Genomic DNA, 23,362 nt, shown 5'->3' with positions numbered 1-23,362 from the left:
GTTCAAAAACTAAGACATCAAACTATGATATTTCACCATTGATAGATGAAATAACAGACAAACAAGAGAAAATTACTCAGTTAATGGAACAGGTTATAAATCTAAAAAAGTAATGATTTGTTGTGGGTAACGCTCAAAATCAACAAAGCTATGATCCCCACCCTTTTCTATTGTTTGTGTTGCACCTTGGTACTTTTCGACAGCTTGTCGATAATCCAGAACTTCATCTTCCGTTTGCTGAAGTAACCAGAAATCACTCGGCTGAGAAAGAGCCGGAACCTCTAACGCCTTCAGTTCATCAATATGCTTTGTTTCCAGTACATATCGCTCATGTGTGTATGGGTTTACTTGTTCACCCAAATAGTCGGCAAGAAGCTCATACGGCTTCACTGCTGGATTTACAACAACCGCTTTAAAACCATAATGACTATTCAGCCATGTTGAAAGATAGCCACCCAATGAGCTACCGACCAATGCAATCTGATATTGCTCTTTATATTGTTCCACCAGCTGTTGCAGATGAAGTGCCGCTTGCTGAGGGAAACTCGGCAGTTGAGGAGTGACGACTTTGATATCAGCCCGATGCTCCGCACAGTAATTAGCCATCACATTCGCTTTATGAGAACGAGATGAACTGTTAAACCCATGAATATAGAGAAGCAATGATGGCTTAGCGACTTGCTGATTAGAACCGGACATTAATAGCCTCCTACAACAATAATCACTAACATCAATAACCACCCGCTTCAAAATCAGGTAAGAACTGCCCATTAGGCAAGCGGCGCACTTGAGTGCTTACTGTGCCATCTTGATGTAATTCAATCTCTCTCCAACCCGGAGACAATGTATCAACGGCAAAGTCATCTGAATTAGGTTTGAATTGCACACAAGTCGACGGGGTTGCCATGACTTGCACACCATGATGATCTCGATTCATGTCTTGATGAACGTGGCCACACAGTACCGCTTTGACATTGGTATGCTGCTGAACCACATCCCAAAATTGATCCGCATCTTTTAGGTTATGTTGATCCAGCCATGCGCTGCCCACTAATAACGGGTGGTGGTGCAGTAAAACCAAGGTATTACGCTCAGGGAATTCGATCAATTTTTGTTCTAACAGATCAAGTTGTTGATCGCTTAGACGCCCATGAGGCACACCAACCACTTGCGAGTCCAGCATCACCATCTGCCAGTTATCACCCAGTAAGACATGGTCAACGCACTGTATTTGAGGTGATGGTAAGACACTGCCCATATTAGGCTTGAAATCATGGTTTCCTGGCAACCAATAACATGGCTTTTCCAGAGGTTGAATACCTGATTCAAATTTTTGATACGACTCAGCACTGTGATCTTGAGAGATATCACCCGTCGCCAAGATCGCCTCATAATCGAAGCCTTGGTTAACAATGCCATCAACTACAGCACGAAAGCTATCTTGAGTATTGATGCTTAATAAGCTGCCATTGCTCGGCGCAAACAAATGCGTGTCCGTTAGCTGTACAAGCTTAATACTGCTCTCATCAAATTTTGAAGTGTGTGATAATTCCAAAATACCAAATCCAGATACGTTACTGTTTAAACTTTAAAGTGTTTTTACAATGGGGCTCAATTAAAAAGGAATTGGCGAACGGCTGATACCCGTTTTTAAACAAAACGTTAACCATTCTCCAAGAAATTTGTTCAACTGAAATTTCTCATCCTTTTGCAGAAGCTTAGTGTTGGGATAGTCATATTTCGCTTTGACTCGTGAAAAATCCCCGCTAGCGCACACTTCTGCAACTCGAGCGTCGTGATATAGCCTGACAGACATTTTTGGCAAAGGAAACACTGGCGTCTCGTCACTCTGACATATGTCTATTAATGTGGTGTATTTTGTGACCTCATTCACTGTCAATTGATACACCATATTAACGGCTTGGTAACAGCGAACATCACCAACCTCATGCCCTACCGGTAACAGAGCGTTAAGCTTGGCATAGTTAGTCTCGTAAACTCGCATCAGTTCAGCAAGATCAACATGATACGGTTTCTTGACTGCTATATTTGGCATAACGTTAATCTATCCACTCTGACTGTAATTCTTGGTAGTTCAATTGTAGCCACTGCAGCGCAATAATTGTGGCCCCATTTTCAAACACACCCTCTTTTACTAACTGATAAGCCGCATCGCGAGTCATCACTTGTACGCGAATATCTTCACCTTCGTAATCTAAACCGTGTACACCTTTTGCTGTGGTTGTATCAACACAACCAACAAAGACGTCGAGCTTTTCTGAACAACCGCCAGATGAAGGGTAATACGAAGTGATAGGCAATACAGATCCGACTTCAACGCCCGCTTCTTCCATCGCTTCACGACGAGCAACATCTTGTGATGATTCGTTCGTATCAATGATCCCGGCCACAATTTCATATTGCCAAGGGTTCTCATGCTCTAGAGCGCCGACACGGATCTGTTCTACGATCACCACTTCGTCACGAATAGGATCATAAGGTAACAAAGCGGCAGCATGACCACGTTCAAACATCTCGCGTTCTATAGGTTGGCTCCAGCCCCCCTCAAACAGCTTATGTTTAAATGTGTATTTAACCATTTTGAAAAAACCACGAAACAGCGTCTCTTTTGAGACTATTTCCACATCTTGAGGAGTAAACTCGTGTCGTTGATTATCATACTGTTGCATTTGGTACCTCACTAAGTGATCTTTATAGTTTACTCATTGTCCGAGTTAACTACCAAGGATAAGGTTCAACTTTTTGTATAAATTTTATAATTAAAGTTAAGTTTTAAAAAATAAATATTGCACAAGTGGACAGTTAAATGTAAAAAAGTGCAAAGTTTCGAGTAAATTACCATCAAACTGGGTTAAACTCTTTCAGAGAAAATTCTATTAAAGGCAGGAATAGGAAAATGAAAAAACTGCTTCCACTATTTATCAGTGCAGCAATTGGCAGCCTGAGTTCGTCAGCTTTCGCTGATACGCTAGCTGAAGTTTACGACCAAGCAAAACAGAACGATCCACAACTTCTTCGTTCAGCAGCGCAGCGCGATGCCGCTTTTGAAGCAGTAACGTCAAGCCGTAGTGATTTGCTACCACAAATTAACCTAACAGCGAACTACGATATTAACCGTGGTGACAGAGATACTTCTGGTTCAGGTAGCTCAAGTATTGATAATAACACTTGGGGAGCAGCGATCGGCTTCACTCAAGAACTTTATCAACGCTCTTCATGGATCACGTTAGATACAGCAGAGAAAACCGCTCGTCAGGCTGATTCAGCGTATGCAGCAGAGCAACAAGCTTTGATCCTGCGTGTAGCAACAGCATACTTCGAAGTACTGCGTGCTCAAGATAACCTAGAGTTCGTTCGTGCAGAAAAAGCAGCGGTTGCTCGCCAACTAGAGCAAACAAAACAGCGCTTTGAAGTAGGTCTTTCAGCAATCACCGATGTACATGATGCGCAAGCTCAATACGATGCTGTTTTAGCTGATGAAGTTTTAGCAGAGAACACTCTGATTAATAACTACGAAGGTCTACGTGAGATTACTGGTCAAGAACACTCTAACCTAAGCATCCTAGACACTGACCGTTTCTCAGCAAGCAAATCTTCTGAGTCTGCGATTGCACTGGTTGAACAAGCTGAGCAAAAGAACCTTAGTCTACTTGCTGCTCGTATCTCTCAAGACGTAGCAAAAGATAACATCTCCCTAGCAAGCTCTGGTCATCTACCTAGCCTAACTCTTGATGGTAGTTACGCTCTTACAGATCAATCAAACAGCTCAACTGATTATGATCAAGATAACCTAAACCTAGGCTTGAACTTAGTGGTACCTCTATATACGGGTGGTAGCACAACTTCTTTGACTAAACAGGCTGAATACAACTACGTTGCAGCAAGTGAAGATCTAGAAGCAACTTACCGTAGCGTTGTAAAAGACGTACGTGCCTTCAACAACAACATCACAGCTTCTATTGGTGCTCTACGCGCTTACGAACAGTCTGTTGTTTCAGCTCAGTCTGCTCTAGAAGCAACAGAAGCTGGTTTTGATGTGGGTACTCGTACTATCGTTGACGTACTAGATTCGACTCGCCGTCTATACGATGCGAACAAAAACCTTTCAGATGCTCGTTACAACTACATCCTAAGTGTTCTTCAGCTTCGTCAAGCGGTTGGTACACTAAGCGAACAAGACATCGTTGATGTAAACGCAGGTCTAAAAGTAGCAAGCAAGTAATTCTTAAATCCTAGTTAAAGACTCTAATCAAAGTCTTTAATAAAGCGACTAGATTACCGTTACAAAAATGCCGCTCATTGAGCGGCATTTTTATTATCTATCAAAAGTTAGATTTACAATCTGACTATGAGCTTGAGGCTAAAGGTTTTATACTCGAAGGCGAAGGGTTAACCTCGACCACCTTTAATCGCTTTGATAATTTCAGTTGTAGAGCAACCATCTTCAAAGTTAAGTACTTTAACTTCGCCACCAGCCGCAATCACTTCCGCACCGCCAGCGATATCTTCAGGTTTATAATCCCCGCCTTTTACCAAAATGCTTGGCAATACTTCAGAGATCAAACGTTGAGGCGTATCTTCAGAAAACGGAACAACCCAATCAACCGCACCTAAACCAGCCAATACCGCCATACGACGATCGGTTGGGTTCACTGGACGACCTGGGCCTTTCAAGCGTTTCACTGACTCATCAGTATTAACGGCAACGATCAAACGGTCACCCAACTCAGCGGCATGGTTCATGTAAGAAACATGTCCGGCATGCAGAATATCAAAGCAACCATTAGTCATAACCACTTTCTCACCTTTCGCACGAGCACGTTTCACCGCTTCAACTAATGCCGCTTCAGAGATCACGCCGTAATCGGTATCTTGGCTTCCGTGAATCGCTTCCGCTAACTCAATTGTAGACAGTGTCGATGTACCAAGTTTGCCAACTACCACACCAGCCGCCGCATTCGCGAGTGCACACGCTTCATCTAGAGGTTTGCCCGCAGCCACCGAAGCAGCCAATACTGAGATAACCGTATCGCCCGCACCGGTCACGTCATACACTTCTTTCGCTTGAGTCGGCAAATGGAATGGCGCCTGCCCTTTACGAAGTAAGGTCATGCCATGCTCACTACGAGTCACTAACAAGGCTTCAAAGTCGTATTTTTCGATTAAGGCGATGCCTTTCTCGATAAGATCTTCTTCCGATTTAACCTTACCTGCAACCAACTCGAACTCAGACATATTTGGCGTAAGCAAAGTCGCACCACGGTAGCGTTCTAAATCAGCACCTTTCGGGTCGATAAATACCGGAACCTTTGCCGCACGAGCTTTTTGAATAAAACTTTGCACATGCTCTAACGCACCTTTCGCGTAATCAGAAAGAATGACCGAACGTACATTTGGAAGCGCTTGCTCCATGCGAGACAAAATAAGCTCAGGGTCTGTATTCTCAAACTTGTCTTCAAAATCAAGACGGATCAGCTGCTGACCACGGCTCATTACACGCAATTTAGTAATGGTTGGGTAATCTTCTAACTCAACGAAATCACATTTAACCTTTAGTGCGCCTAAGGTATTTTTTAACACCTCAGCAGGCTCATCTTTGCCAGTTAAACCAACAACATGAGCGTGACCACCGAGAGACGCAATATTCATTGCTACGTTGGCAGCACCACCTGGACGCTCTTCGTTATTTTCTACTTTAACAACGGGCACAGGTGCTTCAGGTGAAATACGGCCAGTTGGGCCATACCAGTAACGATCAAGCATGACGTCACCGACAATAAGAACACCTGATTGGCTGTAGTCAGGTAGAATTGGTTTCATTATTGATCTCCAAAAATCAAATCTGGCTAGAGTCTAGCACACTGATTACAGTGGCTAAACTATAGATAAATGGGTAAAAGCTTATCAAGATAGACACAGCAGCCACTACGCAATGGCTGGGTTACGCTTCCATCCACTGCTTCCATGCTTGCACGACATGCTCTCTTTCCATTTCAAACTTATCGATCGCCACATCCGCATCAAGGTTAAGTAGATTACGGTGGTGGATTTCATCCCTTAATGTGGTGTACGCATTGGTCAATGCCATACCTTGTTGCTCGCCCATTATTCCTTGCGACAACAAGCTTTCAAAGATTCTCACATTGTCACACCAACGAGTAAGCTTAGGTTTCTCGTTGCTGTATCTAAGTACTAAATATTGCGCCAAAAACTCAATATCAGTGATACCACCAGCATCTTGTTTCAGCATGAACCGGTCGACTTTTTTGCCACCTAAATGACCACGCATTTTTTCACGCATATCGACAACTGACTTTTTGAGTGTTGCCTCATCTCGTGGCAAGCACAAAACCTCATGCCGAGTTTTGTTAAACGCAGATGCCAATAAGTCATCACCGTAAATCATACGAGCACGAGTGAGCGCTTGGTGCTCCCATGTCCACGCGTCATTGTGCTGATACTCATCAAAAGCATCTGTAGGGCTCACAAGCAAGCCAGAGACACCTGAAGGTCGTAGGCGAGTATCGACCTCGTATAAAATTCCAGAAGCCGTTCTGGTCGAGAAAATATGAATAATTCGCTGCGCCAACCTTAGGTAAAACTGGCGTCCATCTATCTCTTTTTTGCCATCAGTATAGATGTGTACCGGGCAATCGTGTATGAACACAATATCGAGGTCGGAGTTGTATCCAAGCTCCCAACCACCAACTTTTCCATAACCAACCACCGCAAAACCACGCCCTTCGCGATCTTTGACATGGGTAGGTTCGCCAAACTTAGCCGAGACCTGCAACCAAGCTTGGTTAACACCAGCTTCTACTATCGCTTCAGCCAAATACGTCAGGTGGTCACTGACCTTCATCACCGGAAGCACACCTGCAATATCAGCCGCTGCGATACGGAGAATGCAAGTCTGCTTAAACTGACGCAGACCTTCCATCTGCTGCTCCATATCATCTTCTGGGATACGAGCAAGGTAATCACGCAGCTCCGTCTTGTAAGATTCCAATGGCACAGGGTTATAAAGTTGCTGAGGATCGATAAGTTCATCCAGCAGAATAGGATAGCGACCCAGTTGTTCCGAGATCATCGGGCTTGCTGTACATAAGCGAACTAACTGAGTCAGCGCTGCTGGGTGTTCATCCAATAGCTCAAGGTAAGTGGTACGCGTCACTATTTTTTGCAGTAAATGTAGCACTCGCGACAAACCAAACTCGGCGTCTTTATTCGTATATAAAGCTTGAAATACTTTAGGCATTAAACGATTCAGGACTTCCCGCCCACGAGGGCCAAGGGTCTTTTTAGCCAAATCGGCTTTAAACTGAATGATCGTTTTCGCCGCATCAGGCGGGCTCGCGACCGCAATATCGTGTTCCAACACGTGCTCAATTACATCGGGTTTATGGGCCATATCCCACAACTCGCTAAAGTGGCTCGCGATTGGGTTCGCATCTTCTTCATCGACCCCAATCAAGTCTTCAAATACCGTATGTACATTTGCCATATGAGCACGGGTCGCATCAATCAAACCATCCCAATCGGAAAACTGCATGGCGACGGCTAGCTGTAACTGTTCGAATTCACCATCGGGTAGGGTTTGAGTTTGCTTATCGGCCATCGCTTGTAATAGGTTTTCTAGGCGGCGTAAAAACAGGTAAGCTTCACGTAAATGTCCCACCTCTTGAGCTTCCAGAAGGTTAAGTGACTCAATCGCACTCAAGGTTTCTAATAATCCTCGGCCACGAAGGCTTGGTTCGCGTCCACCACGAATCAATTGGAAGACTTGGGCTATAAACTCAACTTCGCGAATACCACCAGAACCAAGCTTGATATTGTTTGAAAGGCCACGGCGGCGTACTTCGCTGCTGATCATTGATTTCATACGGCGCAGAGATTGAATCGCACTGAAATCGATATAACGACGGAACACAAATGGACGCAACATTTGGCGAAGCTCTTGGTATTCAGGGTACATTTCGCTGCCCATCACCCGTGCTTTCACCATCGCGTAGCGTTCCCAATCACGACCTTGTTCTTGGTAGTAATCTTCCAAAGCCGCGTAACTCATGACCAATGGGCCACTCTCACCAAACGGGCGAAGGCGCATGTCGACTCGGTAACAGAATCCATCAAAGGTTTGTTGATCCAACGCTTTGATAATACGTTGCCCTAAACGCGTGAAAAATTGCGCGTTGGCAATGCTGCGTCTTGCTCCTTGGGTTTCGCCATTCTCAGGGTAGGTAAAAATCAGATCGATATCAGAAGAGAAGTTAAGCTCACCACCACCGAGCTTGCCCATGCCAATGATCAACATTGGCTGCGCTTCACCTTGCTCATTGCAAGGTGTACCCCACTCTTTACAACAAATATCGTACTGCCATTGGTAGGTTTCGAAGATCATCGCCTCAGCCAACATCGATAGATGGTTTAGACTCTGCTCTAGCTCCCACGCCCCCATAAAATCGCGCCACGCAATGTAGGTCATTTCTCGATTACGGAATTGGCGTAACACACGTTGGCCACTCATTTCATCCGTGCAACCAGAAAGCAACTCGGCCAATCGCTCACGATACCCTTCAGCACGATCTTCGCATGCCAACATATCAGGTAAAGTACTGGATAGTATCGTGTCTCGTTGTAAGCAATCACCCACAAAACAACTCAAGCCCAATACACGCTTAAGATCGTCAATAAGTGGCTCGGGCCAAGTACTAATAGCTTGACTTTGGTGCTCTAACAATTGCTCAAAAGCAGGCTGGGAATGAGTGACGAGTTGAGAAGGCAATGGCATGTTTCTTCCTTGTGTTAGCTGCGAGCCGAAAAATCAGTTTTGTTTTTAATAAAGAGTTCTAGTAGACGAGTTTCAATGACTGTTTAGAAAAACAAAAGTAAGTTATACCAAAGTTACGCCAATAAAAAACGCCCACATTAGCAATGTGGGCGTTTTATCAGTTAACTTATCGAGTAGTGCCTTCGTCTATCGTAATAAACCTCTAGGGATATCCCCCTGAGAACAAAGGCTAGAACCTAAAATTTACACCTTAAACTGCTTAATCTTACCGTCCAGTTCTTGCGCGTTGGTTTCCATGATCTGAGATGTTTCAAGAAGCTCACCAACGACAACTACAGATGCTTCAACCAACTCACGAACATTGGTGAGGTTGACACTCATCTCTTCCGCTACGCTGCTCTGCTGCCCCGCAGCCGTTGCAATTTGGAAGTTCATATCATTAATCTGATTTACTTGGCTCACGATACCATCGAGTTCAGACCCAGCATTAGTAACAAGTTCAACACCTTCAGCCGCTTCCACCACGCTTTTTTCCATCAGTTCTACCGCAGAGTTAGCGCTGCTTTGTAGGTGACTGATCATGTCTTGGATTTCTACTGTTGCTTGTTGAGTACGCTGCGCAAGGTTACGAACCTCATCGGCAACAACCGCAAAACCGCGTCCAGCTTCACCCGCACGCGCTGCTTCTATCGCTGCGTTCAGTGCCAGTAGGTTAGTTTGCTCTGAAATGCCTTGGATAGTGCCCACAACGCTACCAATTGAGTCAACGCGCTCTTCAACTTGGTTTACCGCAGCAGCAGAGGCTGCGATATCTGAAGACAACTCACTCATCTTGGAAACAGAACCTTGAACGAACTTTTGACCAGTCAGAGCTTGGCCTGAAGCCTGCTCAGTCAATGAAGAAGCACTTTGTGCATGCTCGGCTACGGTTTGCACGGTAGATGTCATCTCACTCATTGCAGTTGCTAGCTGGTCGATTTCGTTGAACTCTTCTTGAGCAGAATCTTTGGTTTCAGACATGCTTATGGTCATCACTTCGGTCAAAGCGAATAGCTCGTCTGAAGATGCCACTTGAGTTTTAATCATGTCATTCAATTGAACACGAGTTTTTTCAAGCTCGCGTGCCACATCACCGTATTCATCTTTACAGTCCATTTCAATCGGTACTGATAAGTTCTTATCGGCCATGGTTTTAATAGCATCGTTTAGGTACTGGGTTTGACGCAACATCACGCGAGCGGCAGCTAATAAGAGAACCACAAACACGACGATCATTAAAGCGGTTTGCCATGCGACTTGAACTAGATAAGTCTCATAGTGCTGCTGAGCAACCTGCGCATTGTTCGTTACTGCAAGCAATGAATCATAAAACGTACTTGCGTCCCATAGCTGTTTTGAAATGATCAAAATAGTGCTGAATATCATCAGCATGACCATTTTCGGAACGAGACGAACGTCAGAGATTACCCTTTCCCACGGCTTGAATGACAGTTTAGTCATTGTCAGTTCTCCATTAATTCTTATATATTGATGGCTTCTATATCCGCGAGGTGGCTATGTCAGTCAAAGTCGCGATTTATTTTGAGCCTCGTATGAATGTTGAATAGTACCAAAGACGCAACCAAGCCGATGAGCTTATTATCACTGATTCTCTCTTTCTTAGCGTTATTTGTGATCTCAGGCTTATTGTTTGCACCGATTGATAAAGAATCAAAACAAGTCCTTATCGGCCTCGATTTTGTAATCTGTAGTGTTTTTCTTTTTCAGCTCACAATTGATCTATTCAGATCACAAAACAAGAAAGAATATCTAAAAGTACACTGGATCGATTTCTTAGCAAGTCTCCCAATGATCGAACCTCTTCGTTTCGCTCGCATTTTTCAAATCCTGCGTGTCATTCTCGTTTTGCGGTCAGGTAAACGGGTTTTCAGAGAGCTCTTTCGTAATCGAAGAGAGACCACGCTCGCCTCAATCATTCTACTGCTGGTTATTTTATTGACCATAGGTGCAGGCACTATCCTGCTCTTGGAGCACAAAGATCCCAATGCCAACATTACCACTGGCCAAGATGCTTTATGGTGGGCTTTTGTTACCATCAGTACTGTAGGATACGGTGACCATTATCCTGTGACGAGCTCAGGCAAATTAGTTGCCTCTCTGGTGATCATCTGTGGTGTGGGTGTGTTCGGTATGATTTCAGGCTTGATTACTTCTTTGATCACCTCTCCAACTCACCATGAAAATAAACGAGCAGAAAACAAAGAGAAGCACCTTGAAAAGATCATAGAGCAACAACAAAAAATACTAGAGCGACTAGAAAAGCTCGAGCAACAAACAAAAAAATAGGGCCGAGGCCCTATTTTCAAATTCATATTAATATTGATACCGGTATTGGGTTTAGTCTTGCCAGTACGGCTCAACCTCAACACTGATTTGGCGCGTCTGCTCCATCGCATGCAGAATAGACACTTCTTGGCGAGCCAACCAACGCTCTAGCTGAACCTTCTCGTCGCCTTCCAGCTTCTCAGTCAAAGGCTCTAATGTTTTAAGTGCTAGCAAGTCATCAATGCCTTGCACCATATCGGCCCATGGCAAGCGGAAGCTGTTTCGTTCAGCGTCATCATACAAACTCGCGAAACCAACGCCAGAATATAGGTTTCGCATCAAACGGTATTGCTGATCAATATACGCTTGGCTGGTCATGACACGTTCTGGTGGGAAGGCTTCCATCAACTCTGCCCACGTTCGATCGAGTTGCTGCACTGAAAACCATTCAATACCACGTTCCATTTGCTCACGCGCTTTATCATCAAGAAACGGCTGCCAGCCACGAGACAAGATCCAGCGGCTCAAATCCAATAATAAACCAGTGTAACGTGCCGAACTTAGCAAAGTGAGTAAGTCTTCACGATCAGGAAGCTGATCTTGCATTTCTTTAAGCTCAGCTACCAAGAATTTACGTGCGTCCAATTTGCGCAGCACATGGCCTTTGTCTTCAAGTAAATCCTCGAAATGGTCATAGATCTTAAGCCAATCGAGTTCTTGCTCAAGCCACTTCAACTCTTGACGCAGAATAGCACTCGCACGGCGTGGCACGATACCGCCATAAATGGTGAAAGTTTGACGAATGAAACTCAGCGAATGACTGATCTCATGTAACGCTTCAATCGATTGGCGTTCCGTGAAAATCTGTTCGTGATAATGCCAATGAGCGAGAGCGTGCTCTAAAGATTGAATGAAACACGATTCAACAGTATCACTTTTGCTAGTATCAACTAAGGTCAAAGGAGTGACTTCATCCCCTTGATAACCTTGGGCAAGACGATACCCCTTAGCCGCTTTGCTAAGGTTACCCAGGCGCATGCCTCCTTGCTCGCAAAATTGACGAGAAAGTGTAAACAGCGCATCCGTTTGACCAGATTTAAGTTCTAACTCAACTTCACAAATGGGTTCTTGCAGCTCACCGGATTCAACAAAGCCTTGGTCAAACGCAACCTCGACTTGGCTACCATCAGGCATACCAATCAACCACTGCTCGCGCGTGAAGTTAGTAGAAAATAGAGGCGTCAGCTCAGCTTGCAACGTTTCAATATCTTTACCCTCAGGCCAAATGTCTTCTGGATGTAAAGATAACTTGGGTTCGTTGCTGTCATGCTCAGCATTGTATTCAGGCCTTTGGTGCAGGCCAGCGACCACACGACCAGCGGTCTTTACGGTTTGTACAAATACGTCATCAAAGCGTCGAATGCGCAAGCCTGTATCGTGCTTACGTAGCCAGTTGTCAGGTGTGTCAAAGTAGATGTTACCTAGCTCTCGACAACTGTGCTGAAGTACTTTAGTTTCAGCAATTTTATTGCGTAAAGTCTCTGAAAAATCAGGCGAAACAAAAAACTTCAGTTCTATCTCGGTTTCCATAGTTATACCTTTCTGTGAAGATAGGGACAGGATATTGCCAATTTCAAAAGTCAGCAAGTCAGAAATATCGCCCTTATGATGATCTAAAACAGTTTTAATGAGACATTGATTAGGTTAACATGCGCGACTTTGTAGCCATCGCTTAACATTTCACCATGAATATGGTGTATGTTGTTTTAAGGTTATTATTTATTAGGTTGGATGACCATGCCAGTAAATACAATTATGGGGTTATTTGCAAAGTCCCCAATTAAACCTTTGCAGCGTCACGTAGTATGCGTGAACGAATGTTGTTCTCACCTGGTTAATTTCTTTGAAGTTTCTTCAAAAGGTGACTGGGAAAAAGCATCAGAAATTCGAGCTCAAATTTCTCACCTTGAGAAAGAAGCTGACGTACTAAAACGTGAAATTCGCCTTAAACTTCCTCGTGGTTTGTTTATGCCAGTTGATCGCACCGACATGTTGGAGCTATTAACGCAACAAGACAAACTCGCAAACCTAGCGAAAGACATTGCTGGCCGTGTATATGGTCGACAACTTGTCATTCCTGCTCCTATGCAAGAAAACTTCATCGCTTACGTTAAACGTTGTTTAGATGCAGCGAACCAAGCACAAAACGTAATCAATGAATTAGACGAATTACTTGAGACTGGCTTTAAAGGCCGTGAAGTAACTCTCGTTGCTGAAATGATTCATCAATTAGATGTAATTGAAGATGACACGGATGCGATGCAGATCGAACTACGCCAACAACTAATGGCGATTGAAGGCGATCTGAATCCAGTTGATATCATGTTCTTATACAAGATTCTTGAATGGGTCGGTGGTATTGCAGATCAAGCACAGCGTGTAGGCGCTCGTCTTGAAGTAATGCTTTCTCGATCTTAAATCATACGTTAACCATATAACGAAGAGCATTTTTTGAACAAACCACTTATGCGCTGAGTATTTCTCTCGCTGAGCGGTTTTTTGCGTCTAAATTTGTTCCGCTTGTTATCAAACAACTAGGTATTACGATGGATATCCTTGCTAACTACGGCACTGTCCTGATTATTGTTGCAGCAGCTTTCGGTTTCTTGATGGCTATTGGTATTGGTGCAAATGACGTTGCGAACGCAATGGGCACCTCAGTAGGCTCTAAAGCTCTAACCGTAAAACAAGCGATCATTATCGCAATGATCTTTGAATTCGCAGGTGCTTACCTTGCGGGCGGCGAAGTAACTGACACAATCCGTAAAGGTGTTATCGAAACATCTCTTTTCGCAGACCAACCTGACGTACTTGTTTACGGCATGATGTCTGCACTACTTGCTGCTGGTACATGGCTACTTCTAGCGTCATACATGGGCTGGCCAGTATCAACAACTCACTCAATCATCGGTGCAATCATCGGTTTTGCGTGTGTGTCTGTAGGTACAGAAGCAGTAGACTGGAACAGTGTTCAAGGTATTGTTGGTAGTTGGATTGTCACACCGTTGATTTCCGGTATTTTCGCCTATCTCATCTTTGTCAGTGCTCAACGACTGATATTCGATACAGAAAACCCGCTATTCAATGCGAAACGTTTTGTACCTGTATACATGTTCATTACCACAATGGTCATTGCACTTGTAACGATCAAGAAAGGTCTTAAGCACGTAGGTCTTCACCTAAGCAACTCTGAAGCGTGGATGTGGTCTGCTGGCGTATCTGGCCTGATCATGGTCGGCGGCTACCTATACATTCAGAAGAAATTTGCTAACCGCGAAGAAGACCATGGCTTTACTGGCGTAGAAGGCATCTTCAGCGTACTAATGGTTATCACAGCTTGTGCGATGGCATTTGCACACGGTTCAAACGATGTAGCAAACGCGATTGGCCCACTATCAGCGGTTGTTTCAACGGTTGAGCACATGGGTGAAATCTCAGGTAAGAGCACCATCGCATGGTGGATTCTTCCTCTAGGTGGTATTGGTATCGTTGTTGGTCTTGCGACCATGGGCCATAAAGTAATGGCAACCGTAGGTACTGGTATTACAGAACTAACACCTAGCCGTGGCTTTGCAGCTCAACTAGCGACAGCATGTACAGTTGTATTGGCTTCTGGTACTGGTCTTCCAATCTCAACCACACAAACATTAGTTGGTGCGGTTCTGGGTGTAGGTTTTGCTCGTGGTATCGCGGCGCTGAATTTAGGTGTTGTACGTAACATCGTTGCATCTTGGATTGTAACGCTACCAGCAGGTGCTCTGCTTGCTGTTGTATTCTTCTACGCAATTCAGGCTGTGTTTAGCGTGTAATAGCGATTTCGTTAGTGAATACTAGCGTCAGAATACTGTGAGCTTCAGTAACGATATGTAAATGCCATGTCATTATTGACTCAAACGCACAGAAAGGGAGGCTTTGCCTCCCTTCTTTGTTGCACCGCATAAAGAAACTAAATATTATTTGTGGATTGAGGCTGACTCATACGCCTACCCAATTTGAATCGTTAAGGGATTTACTGTGAAAAAACTGATTAGCTTAGTTTTGTTCGCAATGCTTGCGGCTCCAGCTGCCTTTGCACAAGACCGTTATATTGCTGACAAACTATTTACTTATATGCATTCTGGCCCAAACAATACGTTCCGTATCATCGGTAGTGTTGACGCTGGTGAGAAGATTACCTACTTACAAACGAACAAGAGCACGGGTTACACCCAGGTTCAAGACAGCCGTGGCCGTAAAGGTTGGGTTGAAAGTAAGTTTGTAAGCACACAAGAAAGCATGGCACTGCGCATGCCTAAGCTAGAAAAAGAACTCGCTGAAGTAAAAGGCAAGCTAGCGAATGCTCGTCAGAGTGCTGACAGCGAAAAAGCAGGCCTAGCGAGCTCTCTAGAGTCTCGTAACAAGCAGATTGCTGAACTAGAACAGAACTACAGTGAAATTAGCCAACAGCTAACGAGCTCTCAAACAGAGAACCGTGAACTACGCGCTAAACTAGACACTCAAAAAGATGATCTACTATTGAAGTACTTCATGTACGGTGGTGGTGTTGCTGGTATTGGTCTACTTCTGGGCCTTGTCCTACCACACATTATGCCTCGTCGTAGAAAGTCACCAAACGGCTGGGCGTAAGCGATTCGTTTGTCGATTTCTCGTGTTGTACGTGAATCAAAGTAAATTCAGTATCGAATATCAAAAAGGAGCACCAAGGTGCTCCTTTTTATTTGCCTTTTATCTAGATGCTTTTAGAACTCGCTAGCCTTTCCATTCATACAGCGCGGGAATTTCTATCTTCTGCTGATTGAATTCAATCACTATCGATTGAGGTTTAATCTCAAGCAACTGAATGTCCTGTCCTATCCAGTCTCCTTGCGCCACTTCTTGGCCATTCACTTTGACCCAACGCTTCGTTTCACTGCTTGAGTACATGTGAGTTTGTAGATCTAACTTGGGTAACACTCCAGATAAGCTATTGCTATGAGACTCGAGTTCTATTGTCTGAGATTCCGTTTGTGTTGCTGGTCTTGAATCCATTGGTTCGGGCGCGTCTTGCTGCTCTCCCATAATCGATTCAAGCTTCAACGCCAGATCAGGAGGCAGTTCACTGAAGTCTAGCCCTTGCAGTAAATCACTGTCCGATTGCAAATCACGGCTCTCATCGCTCGCTGTAGGTTGAGCTGATGATTGCACCGTTGATGAATCAGAGCTGGCTGTCGCTTGTGTATGGTTGTCTGCGTTTGCCGCAATCACGTTTGAGCCACCAGCACGATTGCCGCTATCTGAGTCAATCTGTGCATAAACCGCTTGGCGTGGCAGTGCTGCTAATGTCTGACTTACCGGAGCAGCACGAACAGCAAACAACGCTTTGTTTTTAACTCCTTCTGACGCAGTATCCACACTTTGCGTACCAGCCTCAGCTATTTCAACTTCAACGTCTGGTTGAGGTGCCTGTTCTAGTTGCACGACGTCAACGGGTTGCTTTGCTGATGGTGACTGTTGTTGGTCGTTATACGATTGATAAGCTAAAGTTCCACCCACTATCAGGGAAGGAACCAACATAAAGAGTAAGCCCATAGCAACCGAGGAACCTTTCTTTTTACTGATCGCCATTGCAGAGTTCGGTACATGATGACTTTGATAACCTCTAAGCTCAGATTGTTTAAGCTCGTGCATAATGCGTGACATTAGCTTGCACCTCCATCCAGTGACATCAGCTTAGGAGAATCGAGTTGAGCTAACCTTTGAAGTCTTGCTAGCGTGCGTTTTCCAGCGATACCATCTACCGACATCCCTTGCCAAATTTGAAAGGCTTCGACCTTCATTTTCAATTCGCTATCGAAAATATCACTGCCAGATACAACATCATCCAAAACTTCAGAAAGTAACAGATCAAGCAGTGCAACTGCCTCACCTTGATAACCTTCTTTAAGCGTCTCTCTTAATGGCTGTTTCCAAATCGCGACATAATCACCTTGCCATATTTGCTCTAGAGATCGCTTAGGCATTACCAAAAGCTTTTCATTAACTAATAATTCCACCGAATCTTCGGACGCACCATAAAGTACCGCGAACACAGGTTCTTGCTCAATATCTAACTCAAGGACAACAGGCACACCAAGCTCTAATAAGGACTCTAGATTGGACTGGTGTTGCTCACATACGAAAACACTTTGCGGCTCACTTAAACACAAGCCATCACGTAGTGAAGACTGATAACCCCATAAAGTATAGAGATCTTTAATCGCCAGAGAACGGTTGGTTCCCTGCATCAAATGCTGCTGAATGTGTTGTGGTAATGCAAATTTTGAAGATTCAGGTTGCAAGACCAATTCTGGTGAGCCTACCACTAAAGAGCGCTGAACGGTTGGAAAGGCTTCAATGCTCGCTTCGCTTAAAGGCTCAGTAGATAACCAGGAGTCGATATACGATGGCGCGAAATTAAAGGTCGCGAATGCTAAACCAATGCTTAACACAGCAACACTTGCGTATTGGATTAACTTTGGAGCCACATAAGCCATGCGAGGTTTTTCAACGTGATAGACCTCGGCTTGAAAGGCCATGATCTGTTGGCAAGCTCGGCTAACCGTGTCATTCGAAGGAGCTCGTTCACCATCATGAAAAGAGAGCTGAAGCGCTTTATCACACACCAAGTTAATCAACCTTGGGATGCCATGGGTATATTGGGCAATTAACTTAACCGAGCGATTTGAAAACAACATCTGCTCGCCACCCGCCGTTTCCAAACGAAACGCGATGTACTTGCCAGTTTCCTCAATATTGAGTGGCAGCAAGTGATAACGCCCCGTAATACGCTGCGCTAGTTGACGTAGCTGAGTGGTTTGTAAGTGTTGCTGTAATTCAGGCTGACCAACCAACAAAACTTTTAATAATTTACGACTGTCAGTTTCTAAATTAGTCAGAAGACGCAACTGCTCCAGCACATCGGCTGCGAGATGTTGGGCTTCATCGATCACCAATAAAGTTTGAATGCCTTCGGCATGGCTATCGAGTAAGAAGTGATGAATCGCCTGAGTCAATTGTTTCAACGATGCCTGTTCAGGGTACTCAACCTCAAACTCATCGCAGACAGCTTCAAGTAAATCAGTATTGGAAAATGTAGGGTTAAGTATAAGGCCAGCTTGAGTCTGACTATCGAGAGAGGACAGCATTGCCTTGGCGACCGTAGTTTTCCCTGTACCAACCTCACCGGTGAGCATTGCAAAGCCCCCACCTTCGCCTAAACCGGCTTGTAGGTTCTGCATCGCCTCTTGGTGACGCTGACTCAAAAACAAATAGCGAGAATTTGGTACAATCGAAAATGGCATCTCAACGAAGCCAAAATATTCCTTATACATGTGCTGCCCTATAATTACGATTAATGGAAAGTACCATTGCTTGCAGTAAAGTCCAGCAGTGATAAAACATTTCGAGGTGATAAGTTGCAAATATTCGATAGCCTACCAAAAGAGAATGGGCTACAACGCTATCTCGTCGGCGGTGCGGTACGCGACCAACTGCTCAACATTGAAAGTTATGATAAAGATTGGGTGGTCGTCGGAAGTACTCCTCAAGAGATGGAGAGCCTTGGCTTTACCGCTGTCGGGAAGGATTTCCCTGTCTTCTTACATCCAAAAACCAAAGAAGAGCACGCACTGGCTCGTACCGAAAGAAAGTCTGGCTCAGGTTACACCGGCTTCGAATGTTACTTTGCGCCAGACGTAAGTTTGGAAGAAGATCTGATGCGTCGAGATTTGACGATCAACGCTATTGCTCAAGATGACAAGGGCCAACTTTACGATCCTTACCATGGCGAGAGAGATCTCTCTGATCGAATTCTAAGACACGTTTCTGATGCGTTTATAGAGGATCCTCTACGAGTGCTGCGCGTCGCTCGCTTTGCAGCAAAACTTCACCATCTTAACTTCACGGTTGCACCTGAAACCATGGATATGATGAGTAAGATCGTCCAATCCGGTGAACTCGCACACCTCACCGCAGAACGAGTTTGGCAAGAGTGGCATAAGTCTCTTAGTACATCACATCCAGAGGTGTTCCTTTCCGTTTTAAGAGAATGTGGCGCATTGGCTGTTGTATTACCTGAAATTGATGCTCTATTTGGCGTACCTCAGCCTGAAAAATGGCACCCTGAGATCGACACGGGGATTCACACTCTGATGGTTGCTCGACAAGCAGCACTCTTAAGCCAGTCATTGCCTGTGCGCTTTGCTGCTCAAGTGCACGACTTAGGCAAAGGCGTCACACCAGAGAAAGAATGGCCAAGCCACAAAATGCATTGTCACACTGGTTTAAAGATCATTAAAAGGCTTTGCCAAAGAGTACGAGTGCCCAATGAGTTTAGAGATTTAGCACTGCTGGTATGCGAGCAACACTCTAATATCCATCGAGCAAGTGAGCTCAAACCAGCCACTTTCCTCAAAATTCTCAATAAGTTCGATGTTTGGCGTAAACCAGATAGGCTAGATAACATATTACTTTGCTGCCAAGCTGATCACGCAGGTCGTAAAGGATTAGAAGATCAGCCTTATCCTCAGAAAGCGCGTTTTGAAGTGGCTTACCAAGCGGCGCTTCAAGTCGAGGTTAAATCGATTATTGCCGATGGTTTTCAAGGTAAAGAGATTCGAGAAGAGCAAGAGAAACGCAGAGCTGCAGCCATTGAAAACGCATTATCAGAGCTCACTAATACTTAGTCTTCACTCCATTAGTAAGCACGCATTAAAAAGCCCGCGAGTCAGCGGGCTTTTTATTTCAATCTTTACGACGAGACTGTTATCAACGTCTGTTATTGCATCATTAAGAAAGCAAACAGACCACAACCTAGAATTAGGCGGTAGATAACAAATGGTGTCATACCCATGCGTGAAATAAGCTTCAAGAAGAAGTGAATACAGATGTAAGCACTGATGAAAGACACCGCAACACCCGTTAGCAGAGTGCCAACATGGATTGGGTCACCGCTTGTCACCAACTTAAGACCCAAGTAGCCACCAGCCAAAGTGATGATTGGAATAGACATCAAGAAAGAAAATCGAGCTGCCGCTTCACGAGTAAAGCCAAGGTAAAGCGCTGCAGTAATGGTTGCGCCAGAACGAGACGTTCCCGGGATAATCGCCATTGCTTGAGCCAGGCCAATAAACAAAGCCTTTTTCCAACCCGCTTGGTATTCGTCATCACGTAGGCTTGAATTCTTATCCACCCACCATAGCAATAGGCCAAAAATGATCGTCGTCGTTGCAATCACCCACGCGCTACGCAAGTAAAGCTCAACAATGTCTTTCATCAACAAGCCAAAGACACATGCCGGGATCGTTGCGAGAATGATCATCCACGCTAACTTCGCTTCTTTACTGCGATCACCCTTAAATACCGAGCCAAAAAACGCACTCAACAAAGAGACCACTTCTTTGCGGAAATAAATAACCACTGCAGCCAACGTACCAACATGTACTGCAACATCAAAAGCCAAACCTTGATCTTCCCAACCCAATACCGCGGAAGGAAGGATTAAGTGTGCTGAACTGGAAATAGGTAGAAATTCAGTAAAGCCTTGTACCAACGCCAATATAAACGCTTCAAAATAACTCATTACTTACCTTAAAAATTATAGTTTTATGTCTACGACAGAGAGCGAGTCTAGTTGCTGCATCTTCTGCCATATTTCACCGACGGTTCGTCCGTCTTGCGGGATGACTCTCGCAGGACAGAGATCATAAAGTGGTTGTGTTACAAAAGGATATTTATAGATATCACTGCGTGGTAATTCTGGATCGCTCTCAGAAACCACCTCTCCAAACAACACAATATCAAGATCGAGCTTTCGATCTTGAAGCTTATGAGCGTCTTCAGAGCGACCCCATTTAAACTCAATCTTACGCAGTTGCTGTGAAAATTCAGTCAATGATAGTGATGTGTCGAGTTCTATCACAAAGTTATAAAACGAGTGGCTTTTAAACCCCACAGGCTCACAGTGATAGATTTTAGAGCATTTAAGGTTAGTCCCTAACGATTGAAGCTCTGTCCATGCCACCCTTGCATGCTTGTCGCGGTCTATGTTCGTGCCGACACCAACATAGGCTATTGTCATGCCTGACCTCGTTCGATGATCACACCCACAGCTTTCGCTTGTGGCACTGCGCCAGGTTTAGCCAAACGGATCTTAATCCAAGGCACAGAGAATTGAGTCATGATCAATTCAGCGACTTCTTCTGCTACACGTTCAACCAATAAGAAGCGACCATTAGCAATATGATCTAATACCGCAGTGCTCACTGTCGAATAATCCAAAGCATCGACTACATCGTCACTTTTTCCCGCAGGGCGGTTGTCATGAGCCATTTCAATATCAAGTACAAGTTTTTGTTTAATCTCTTGTTCCCAATCGTAAACACCGATCGTTGTAATTACTTCTAGCTGTTCAATGAAAACTTTATCCAGTGCCATGACTTGTCCTTTTAGAGGTCGGATACCCATATTGGGGAAAAAAACGTATTATTCGTGTAATTCCAGATATGATATCAATTACTCTTGGATTGAGCATTATTTTCCCACCGTTAGGCTTACAACCGTTTAAGGAAAAACATGACCCCTTTGGCACTTATCATGATCATTGCAGCCTATTTGCTAGGTTCAATTTCGAGTGCGGTCTTGATATGCCGAGTCTTAAGACTTCCTGATCCAAGAACGGTAGGCTCCAACAATCCAGGGGCCACCAATGTACTCCGCTTGGGCGGTAAAGGCGCCGCGGCAGCCGTGCTACTTTGTGACATGCTTAAAGGCACCATTCCAGTCTGGCTTGGCTACTACCTCAATATCGACTCGATCATTTTAGGCGTTGTCGCTATTGCTGCATGCCTTGGTCATATGTACCCGATATTCTTCCACTTCAAAGGCGGTAAAGGCGTTGCCACCGCACTTGGAGCCATCGCACCAATTGGATTCGATTTAACAGGCATGATCATGGCGACATGGTTAGTGGTGGCATTTTTGTTTCGTTATTCTTCTTTAGCGGCATTGGTTACTGTGTTGCTTGCGCCTTTCTACGCTTGGTTAGTCAAACCTCAATACACACTGCCAGTAGCCATGTTGTGTTGCTTAATCGTTCTACGTCACCATCAGAATATTCGTCGCTTACTCGATGGCAGTGAACCAAAACTCGGGCAAAAAAAATCGGCTTAAACTGTCATGTCTAAGCCGAACCATTTTAAAACCGAGATACGTTTAAAGCGACGTAAGTATGAGTCGATCAATCATACTCAGTATTTTAGAGCTTACAGCAGATGTTTATCTAAAAACGTCTTCAGCATAGCGTTAACAAACTCTGGCTGCTCTAGCGAACTAATATGACCCGCCCCAGGAATCACCACTAACTCACTGCCTGTAATGCAATCGTGCATTAAGTAAGATTCCAATGCTGGACGTGGCTTATCTTCTTGTCCAACGGCAATCAAAACTGGCAATGCAAAGTTCTCTACCACTTCAATCATATCGCGACGTCCAAACACCATTCGACCGATTCGCGCTACTTCTTCAGCCTTATCACCCTCAAGTGATGATAACTGCTGAGTAAAACCGTCCACTAAAGTTGGCGTGTTGGTTTGAGCATCATTCGCAAAGAACAATGGAACCACCGCTTCAACAATCGGTTGAGGCACCATCTTGGTTTGAGTAATGGTGTCTAACATGTGGAAGTATTTAGCATGAGCAACTTCTGGCTCAAGGCCTACGAAAGTATCCATTAGAACCAAAGACTTGATGCGTGCAGGTGCAAGTTCCGCTAACTCTGCTCCCCACATACCGCCAACCGATAAACCAACCACTGAGAATTCTTCGATCTCTAAATGATCAAGCAGAGCCAAAACGTGCTGAGCGTAATCTTTTAGGTTACGCATTGAACTTGGTGCAGCTTGAGATTCACCATGAGACCAAAGCTCTGGAACAATACAACGATACTGCGCTTTTAGCGCATCGTTCTGTGGCTTCCACATCGCACTATCCCAAAGATAGCTGTGGCCGAATACTACGACAGGGCCTTGACCTTCATCGAGGTACGTCATTGACTGATTATCTACAGTAAACTTGTTCATTTTCTTCCCTAATATCTCTCTACGAATATCGCTCAGCTTATAAAACGACGATATATAAAAACGGCCGCAC

General features: G+C 44.6%; 21 protein-coding genes. 7 read left to right on the top strand and 14 right to left on the bottom strand.

Translation table 11 applies throughout. From position 1 onward, the window contains the following. Positions 1-93: 93 nt before the first annotated feature. The 4 genes from yqiA to nudF are packed head-to-tail and all read right to left on the bottom strand — an operon-like array spanning position 94 to position 2,690. Complete coding sequence (yqiA, locus tag L8S15_RS09305; protein ID WP_010434674.1) at positions 94-699, bottom strand: esterase YqiA; 606 nt, start codon at positions 697-699, stop codon at positions 94-96. Positions 700-730: 31 nt separating this feature from the next. Next, entirely contained in the window at positions 731-1,555 is an 825-nt protein-coding gene (gene cpdA, locus L8S15_RS09300; protein ID WP_010434672.1) for a 3',5'-cyclic-AMP phosphodiesterase, read from the bottom strand. 60 nt (positions 1,556-1,615) lie between these two features. Continuing rightward, positions 1,616-2,056, bottom strand: a complete 441-nt coding sequence (locus tag L8S15_RS09295; protein ID WP_010434670.1) for a DUF1249 family protein — start codon at positions 2,054-2,056, stop codon at positions 1,616-1,618. A gap of 4 nt (positions 2,057-2,060) precedes the next feature. Then, a complete protein-coding gene (gene nudF, locus L8S15_RS09290; RefSeq protein WP_010434668.1) occupies positions 2,061-2,690 on the bottom strand; it encodes an ADP-ribose diphosphatase in 630 nt (209 codons plus the stop codon). 227 nt (positions 2,691-2,917) lie between these two features. Between nudF and tolC the strand changes: the two genes are divergently transcribed. Beyond that, positions 2,918-4,243 (top strand): outer membrane channel protein TolC, encoded by a 1,326-nt coding sequence (tolC, locus tag L8S15_RS09285; protein ID WP_010434666.1) that lies wholly within the window; start codon positions 2,918-2,920, stop codon positions 4,241-4,243. A 167-nt stretch (positions 4,244-4,410) separates the two neighbouring features. Here tolC and hldE read toward each other — a convergent pair whose 3' ends face one another. The 3 genes from hldE to L8S15_RS09270 form a co-directional block, all read right to left on the bottom strand. Continuing rightward, positions 4,411-5,841 carry a bifunctional D-glycero-beta-D-manno-heptose-7-phosphate kinase/D-glycero-beta-D-manno-heptose 1-phosphate adenylyltransferase HldE gene (gene hldE, locus L8S15_RS09280; RefSeq protein WP_010434661.1) on the bottom strand — a complete coding sequence of 477 codons (1,431 nt, stop codon included), beginning with the start codon at positions 5,839-5,841 and terminating at the stop codon, positions 4,411-4,413. Between the two features lie 121 nt (positions 5,842-5,962). Next, a complete protein-coding gene (glnE, locus tag L8S15_RS09275) occupies positions 5,963-8,812 on the bottom strand; it encodes a bifunctional [glutamate--ammonia ligase]-adenylyl-L-tyrosine phosphorylase/[glutamate--ammonia-ligase] adenylyltransferase (RefSeq protein ID WP_280572791.1) in 2,850 nt (949 codons plus the stop codon). 243 nt (positions 8,813-9,055) lie between these two features. Next, positions 9,056-10,312: a methyl-accepting chemotaxis protein gene (locus L8S15_RS09270; RefSeq protein ID WP_010434658.1), complete on the bottom strand. Its 1,257-nt coding sequence runs from the start codon at positions 10,310-10,312 to the stop codon at positions 9,056-9,058. 96 nt (positions 10,313-10,408) lie between these two features. Here L8S15_RS09270 and L8S15_RS09265 point away from each other — a divergent pair, with 96 nt between their 5' ends. Then, positions 10,409-11,158, top strand: a complete 750-nt coding sequence (locus L8S15_RS09265) for a potassium channel family protein (RefSeq protein ID WP_010434656.1) — start codon at positions 10,409-10,411, stop codon at positions 11,156-11,158. Between the two features lie 51 nt (positions 11,159-11,209). Here L8S15_RS09265 and L8S15_RS09260 read toward each other — a convergent pair whose 3' ends face one another. Next, positions 11,210-12,727 carry an inorganic triphosphatase gene (locus L8S15_RS09260; RefSeq protein WP_016788285.1) on the bottom strand — a complete coding sequence of 506 codons (1,518 nt, stop codon included), beginning with the start codon at positions 12,725-12,727 and terminating at the stop codon, positions 11,210-11,212. A 207-nt stretch (positions 12,728-12,934) separates the two neighbouring features. Here L8S15_RS09260 and L8S15_RS09255 point away from each other — a divergent pair, with 207 nt between their 5' ends. The 3 genes from L8S15_RS09255 to L8S15_RS09245 all read left to right on the top strand — a co-directional run bounded on the left by L8S15_RS09255 (position 12,935) and on the right by L8S15_RS09245 (position 15,823). After that, a complete protein-coding gene (locus L8S15_RS09255; protein WP_010434644.1) occupies positions 12,935-13,615 on the top strand; it encodes a TIGR00153 family protein in 681 nt (226 codons plus the stop codon). A 128-nt stretch (positions 13,616-13,743) separates the two neighbouring features. Next, positions 13,744-15,006: an inorganic phosphate transporter gene (locus tag L8S15_RS09250; RefSeq protein WP_016783976.1), complete on the top strand. Its 1,263-nt coding sequence runs from the start codon at positions 13,744-13,746 to the stop codon at positions 15,004-15,006. Positions 15,007-15,211: 205 nt separating this feature from the next. After that, positions 15,212-15,823 (top strand): TIGR04211 family SH3 domain-containing protein, encoded by a 612-nt coding sequence (locus tag L8S15_RS09245; RefSeq protein ID WP_010434638.1) that lies wholly within the window; start codon positions 15,212-15,214, stop codon positions 15,821-15,823. A 123-nt stretch (positions 15,824-15,946) separates the two neighbouring features. On the opposite strand, the gene L8S15_RS09240 is transcribed toward L8S15_RS09245, so the two are convergent. Together L8S15_RS09240 and L8S15_RS09235 are read right to left on the bottom strand one after the other, a co-directional pair. After that, the gene (locus L8S15_RS09240) at positions 15,947-16,876 is read right to left on the bottom strand and encodes a general secretion pathway protein GspB (RefSeq protein WP_280572784.1); all 930 of its coding nucleotides are present in this window, start codon (positions 16,874-16,876) and stop codon (positions 15,947-15,949) included. After that, positions 16,876-18,546, bottom strand: a complete 1,671-nt coding sequence (locus L8S15_RS09235; protein WP_280572782.1) for an AAA family ATPase — start codon at positions 18,544-18,546, stop codon at positions 16,876-16,878. The genes L8S15_RS09240 and L8S15_RS09235 overlap by 1 nt, the downstream gene beginning before the upstream one ends. A gap of 36 nt (positions 18,547-18,582) precedes the next feature. Between L8S15_RS09235 and L8S15_RS09230 the strand changes: the two genes are divergently transcribed. Continuing rightward, a complete protein-coding gene (locus tag L8S15_RS09230; protein WP_016767762.1) occupies positions 18,583-19,899 on the top strand; it encodes a multifunctional CCA addition/repair protein in 1,317 nt (438 codons plus the stop codon). A 92-nt stretch (positions 19,900-19,991) separates the two neighbouring features. On the opposite strand, the gene L8S15_RS09225 is transcribed toward L8S15_RS09230, so the two are convergent. From L8S15_RS09225 to folB, 3 genes are read right to left on the bottom strand one after another with little or no spacing between them, the layout of a single operon-like run. After that, complete coding sequence (locus L8S15_RS09225) at positions 19,992-20,795, bottom strand: undecaprenyl-diphosphate phosphatase (protein ID WP_016767763.1); 804 nt, start codon at positions 20,793-20,795, stop codon at positions 19,992-19,994. 15 nt (positions 20,796-20,810) lie between these two features. Next, entirely contained in the window at positions 20,811-21,293 is a 483-nt protein-coding gene (folK, locus tag L8S15_RS09220; protein ID WP_010434622.1) for a 2-amino-4-hydroxy-6-hydroxymethyldihydropteridine diphosphokinase, read from the bottom strand. Beyond that, positions 21,290-21,649 carry a dihydroneopterin aldolase gene (folB, locus tag L8S15_RS09215; RefSeq protein WP_004735969.1) on the bottom strand — a complete coding sequence of 120 codons (360 nt, stop codon included), beginning with the start codon at positions 21,647-21,649 and terminating at the stop codon, positions 21,290-21,292. Before folB ends, folK begins: the two co-directional genes overlap by 4 nt. 138 nt (positions 21,650-21,787) lie before the next feature. Between folB and plsY the strand changes: the two genes are divergently transcribed. Further along, positions 21,788-22,384, top strand: a complete 597-nt coding sequence (plsY, locus tag L8S15_RS09210) for a glycerol-3-phosphate 1-O-acyltransferase PlsY (RefSeq protein ID WP_016767764.1) — start codon at positions 21,788-21,790, stop codon at positions 22,382-22,384. 92 nt (positions 22,385-22,476) lie between these two features. Here the strand turns inward: plsY and L8S15_RS09205 are convergent, their stop codons facing one another. Beyond that, entirely contained in the window at positions 22,477-23,292 is an 816-nt protein-coding gene (locus L8S15_RS09205; RefSeq protein WP_280572779.1) for an alpha/beta hydrolase, read from the bottom strand. Positions 23,293-23,362: the final 70 nt, after the last annotated feature.

It is taken from the genome of Vibrio sp. S/42/10, from assembly GCF_029890535.1.
In the GTDB taxonomy this organism is placed as follows: domain Bacteria; phylum Pseudomonadota; class Gammaproteobacteria; order Enterobacterales; family Vibrionaceae; genus Vibrio; species Vibrio cyclitrophicus.
Note: the sequence above shows the minus strand (reverse complement) of the source record. Positions and strands in the feature narration are given on the sequence as shown.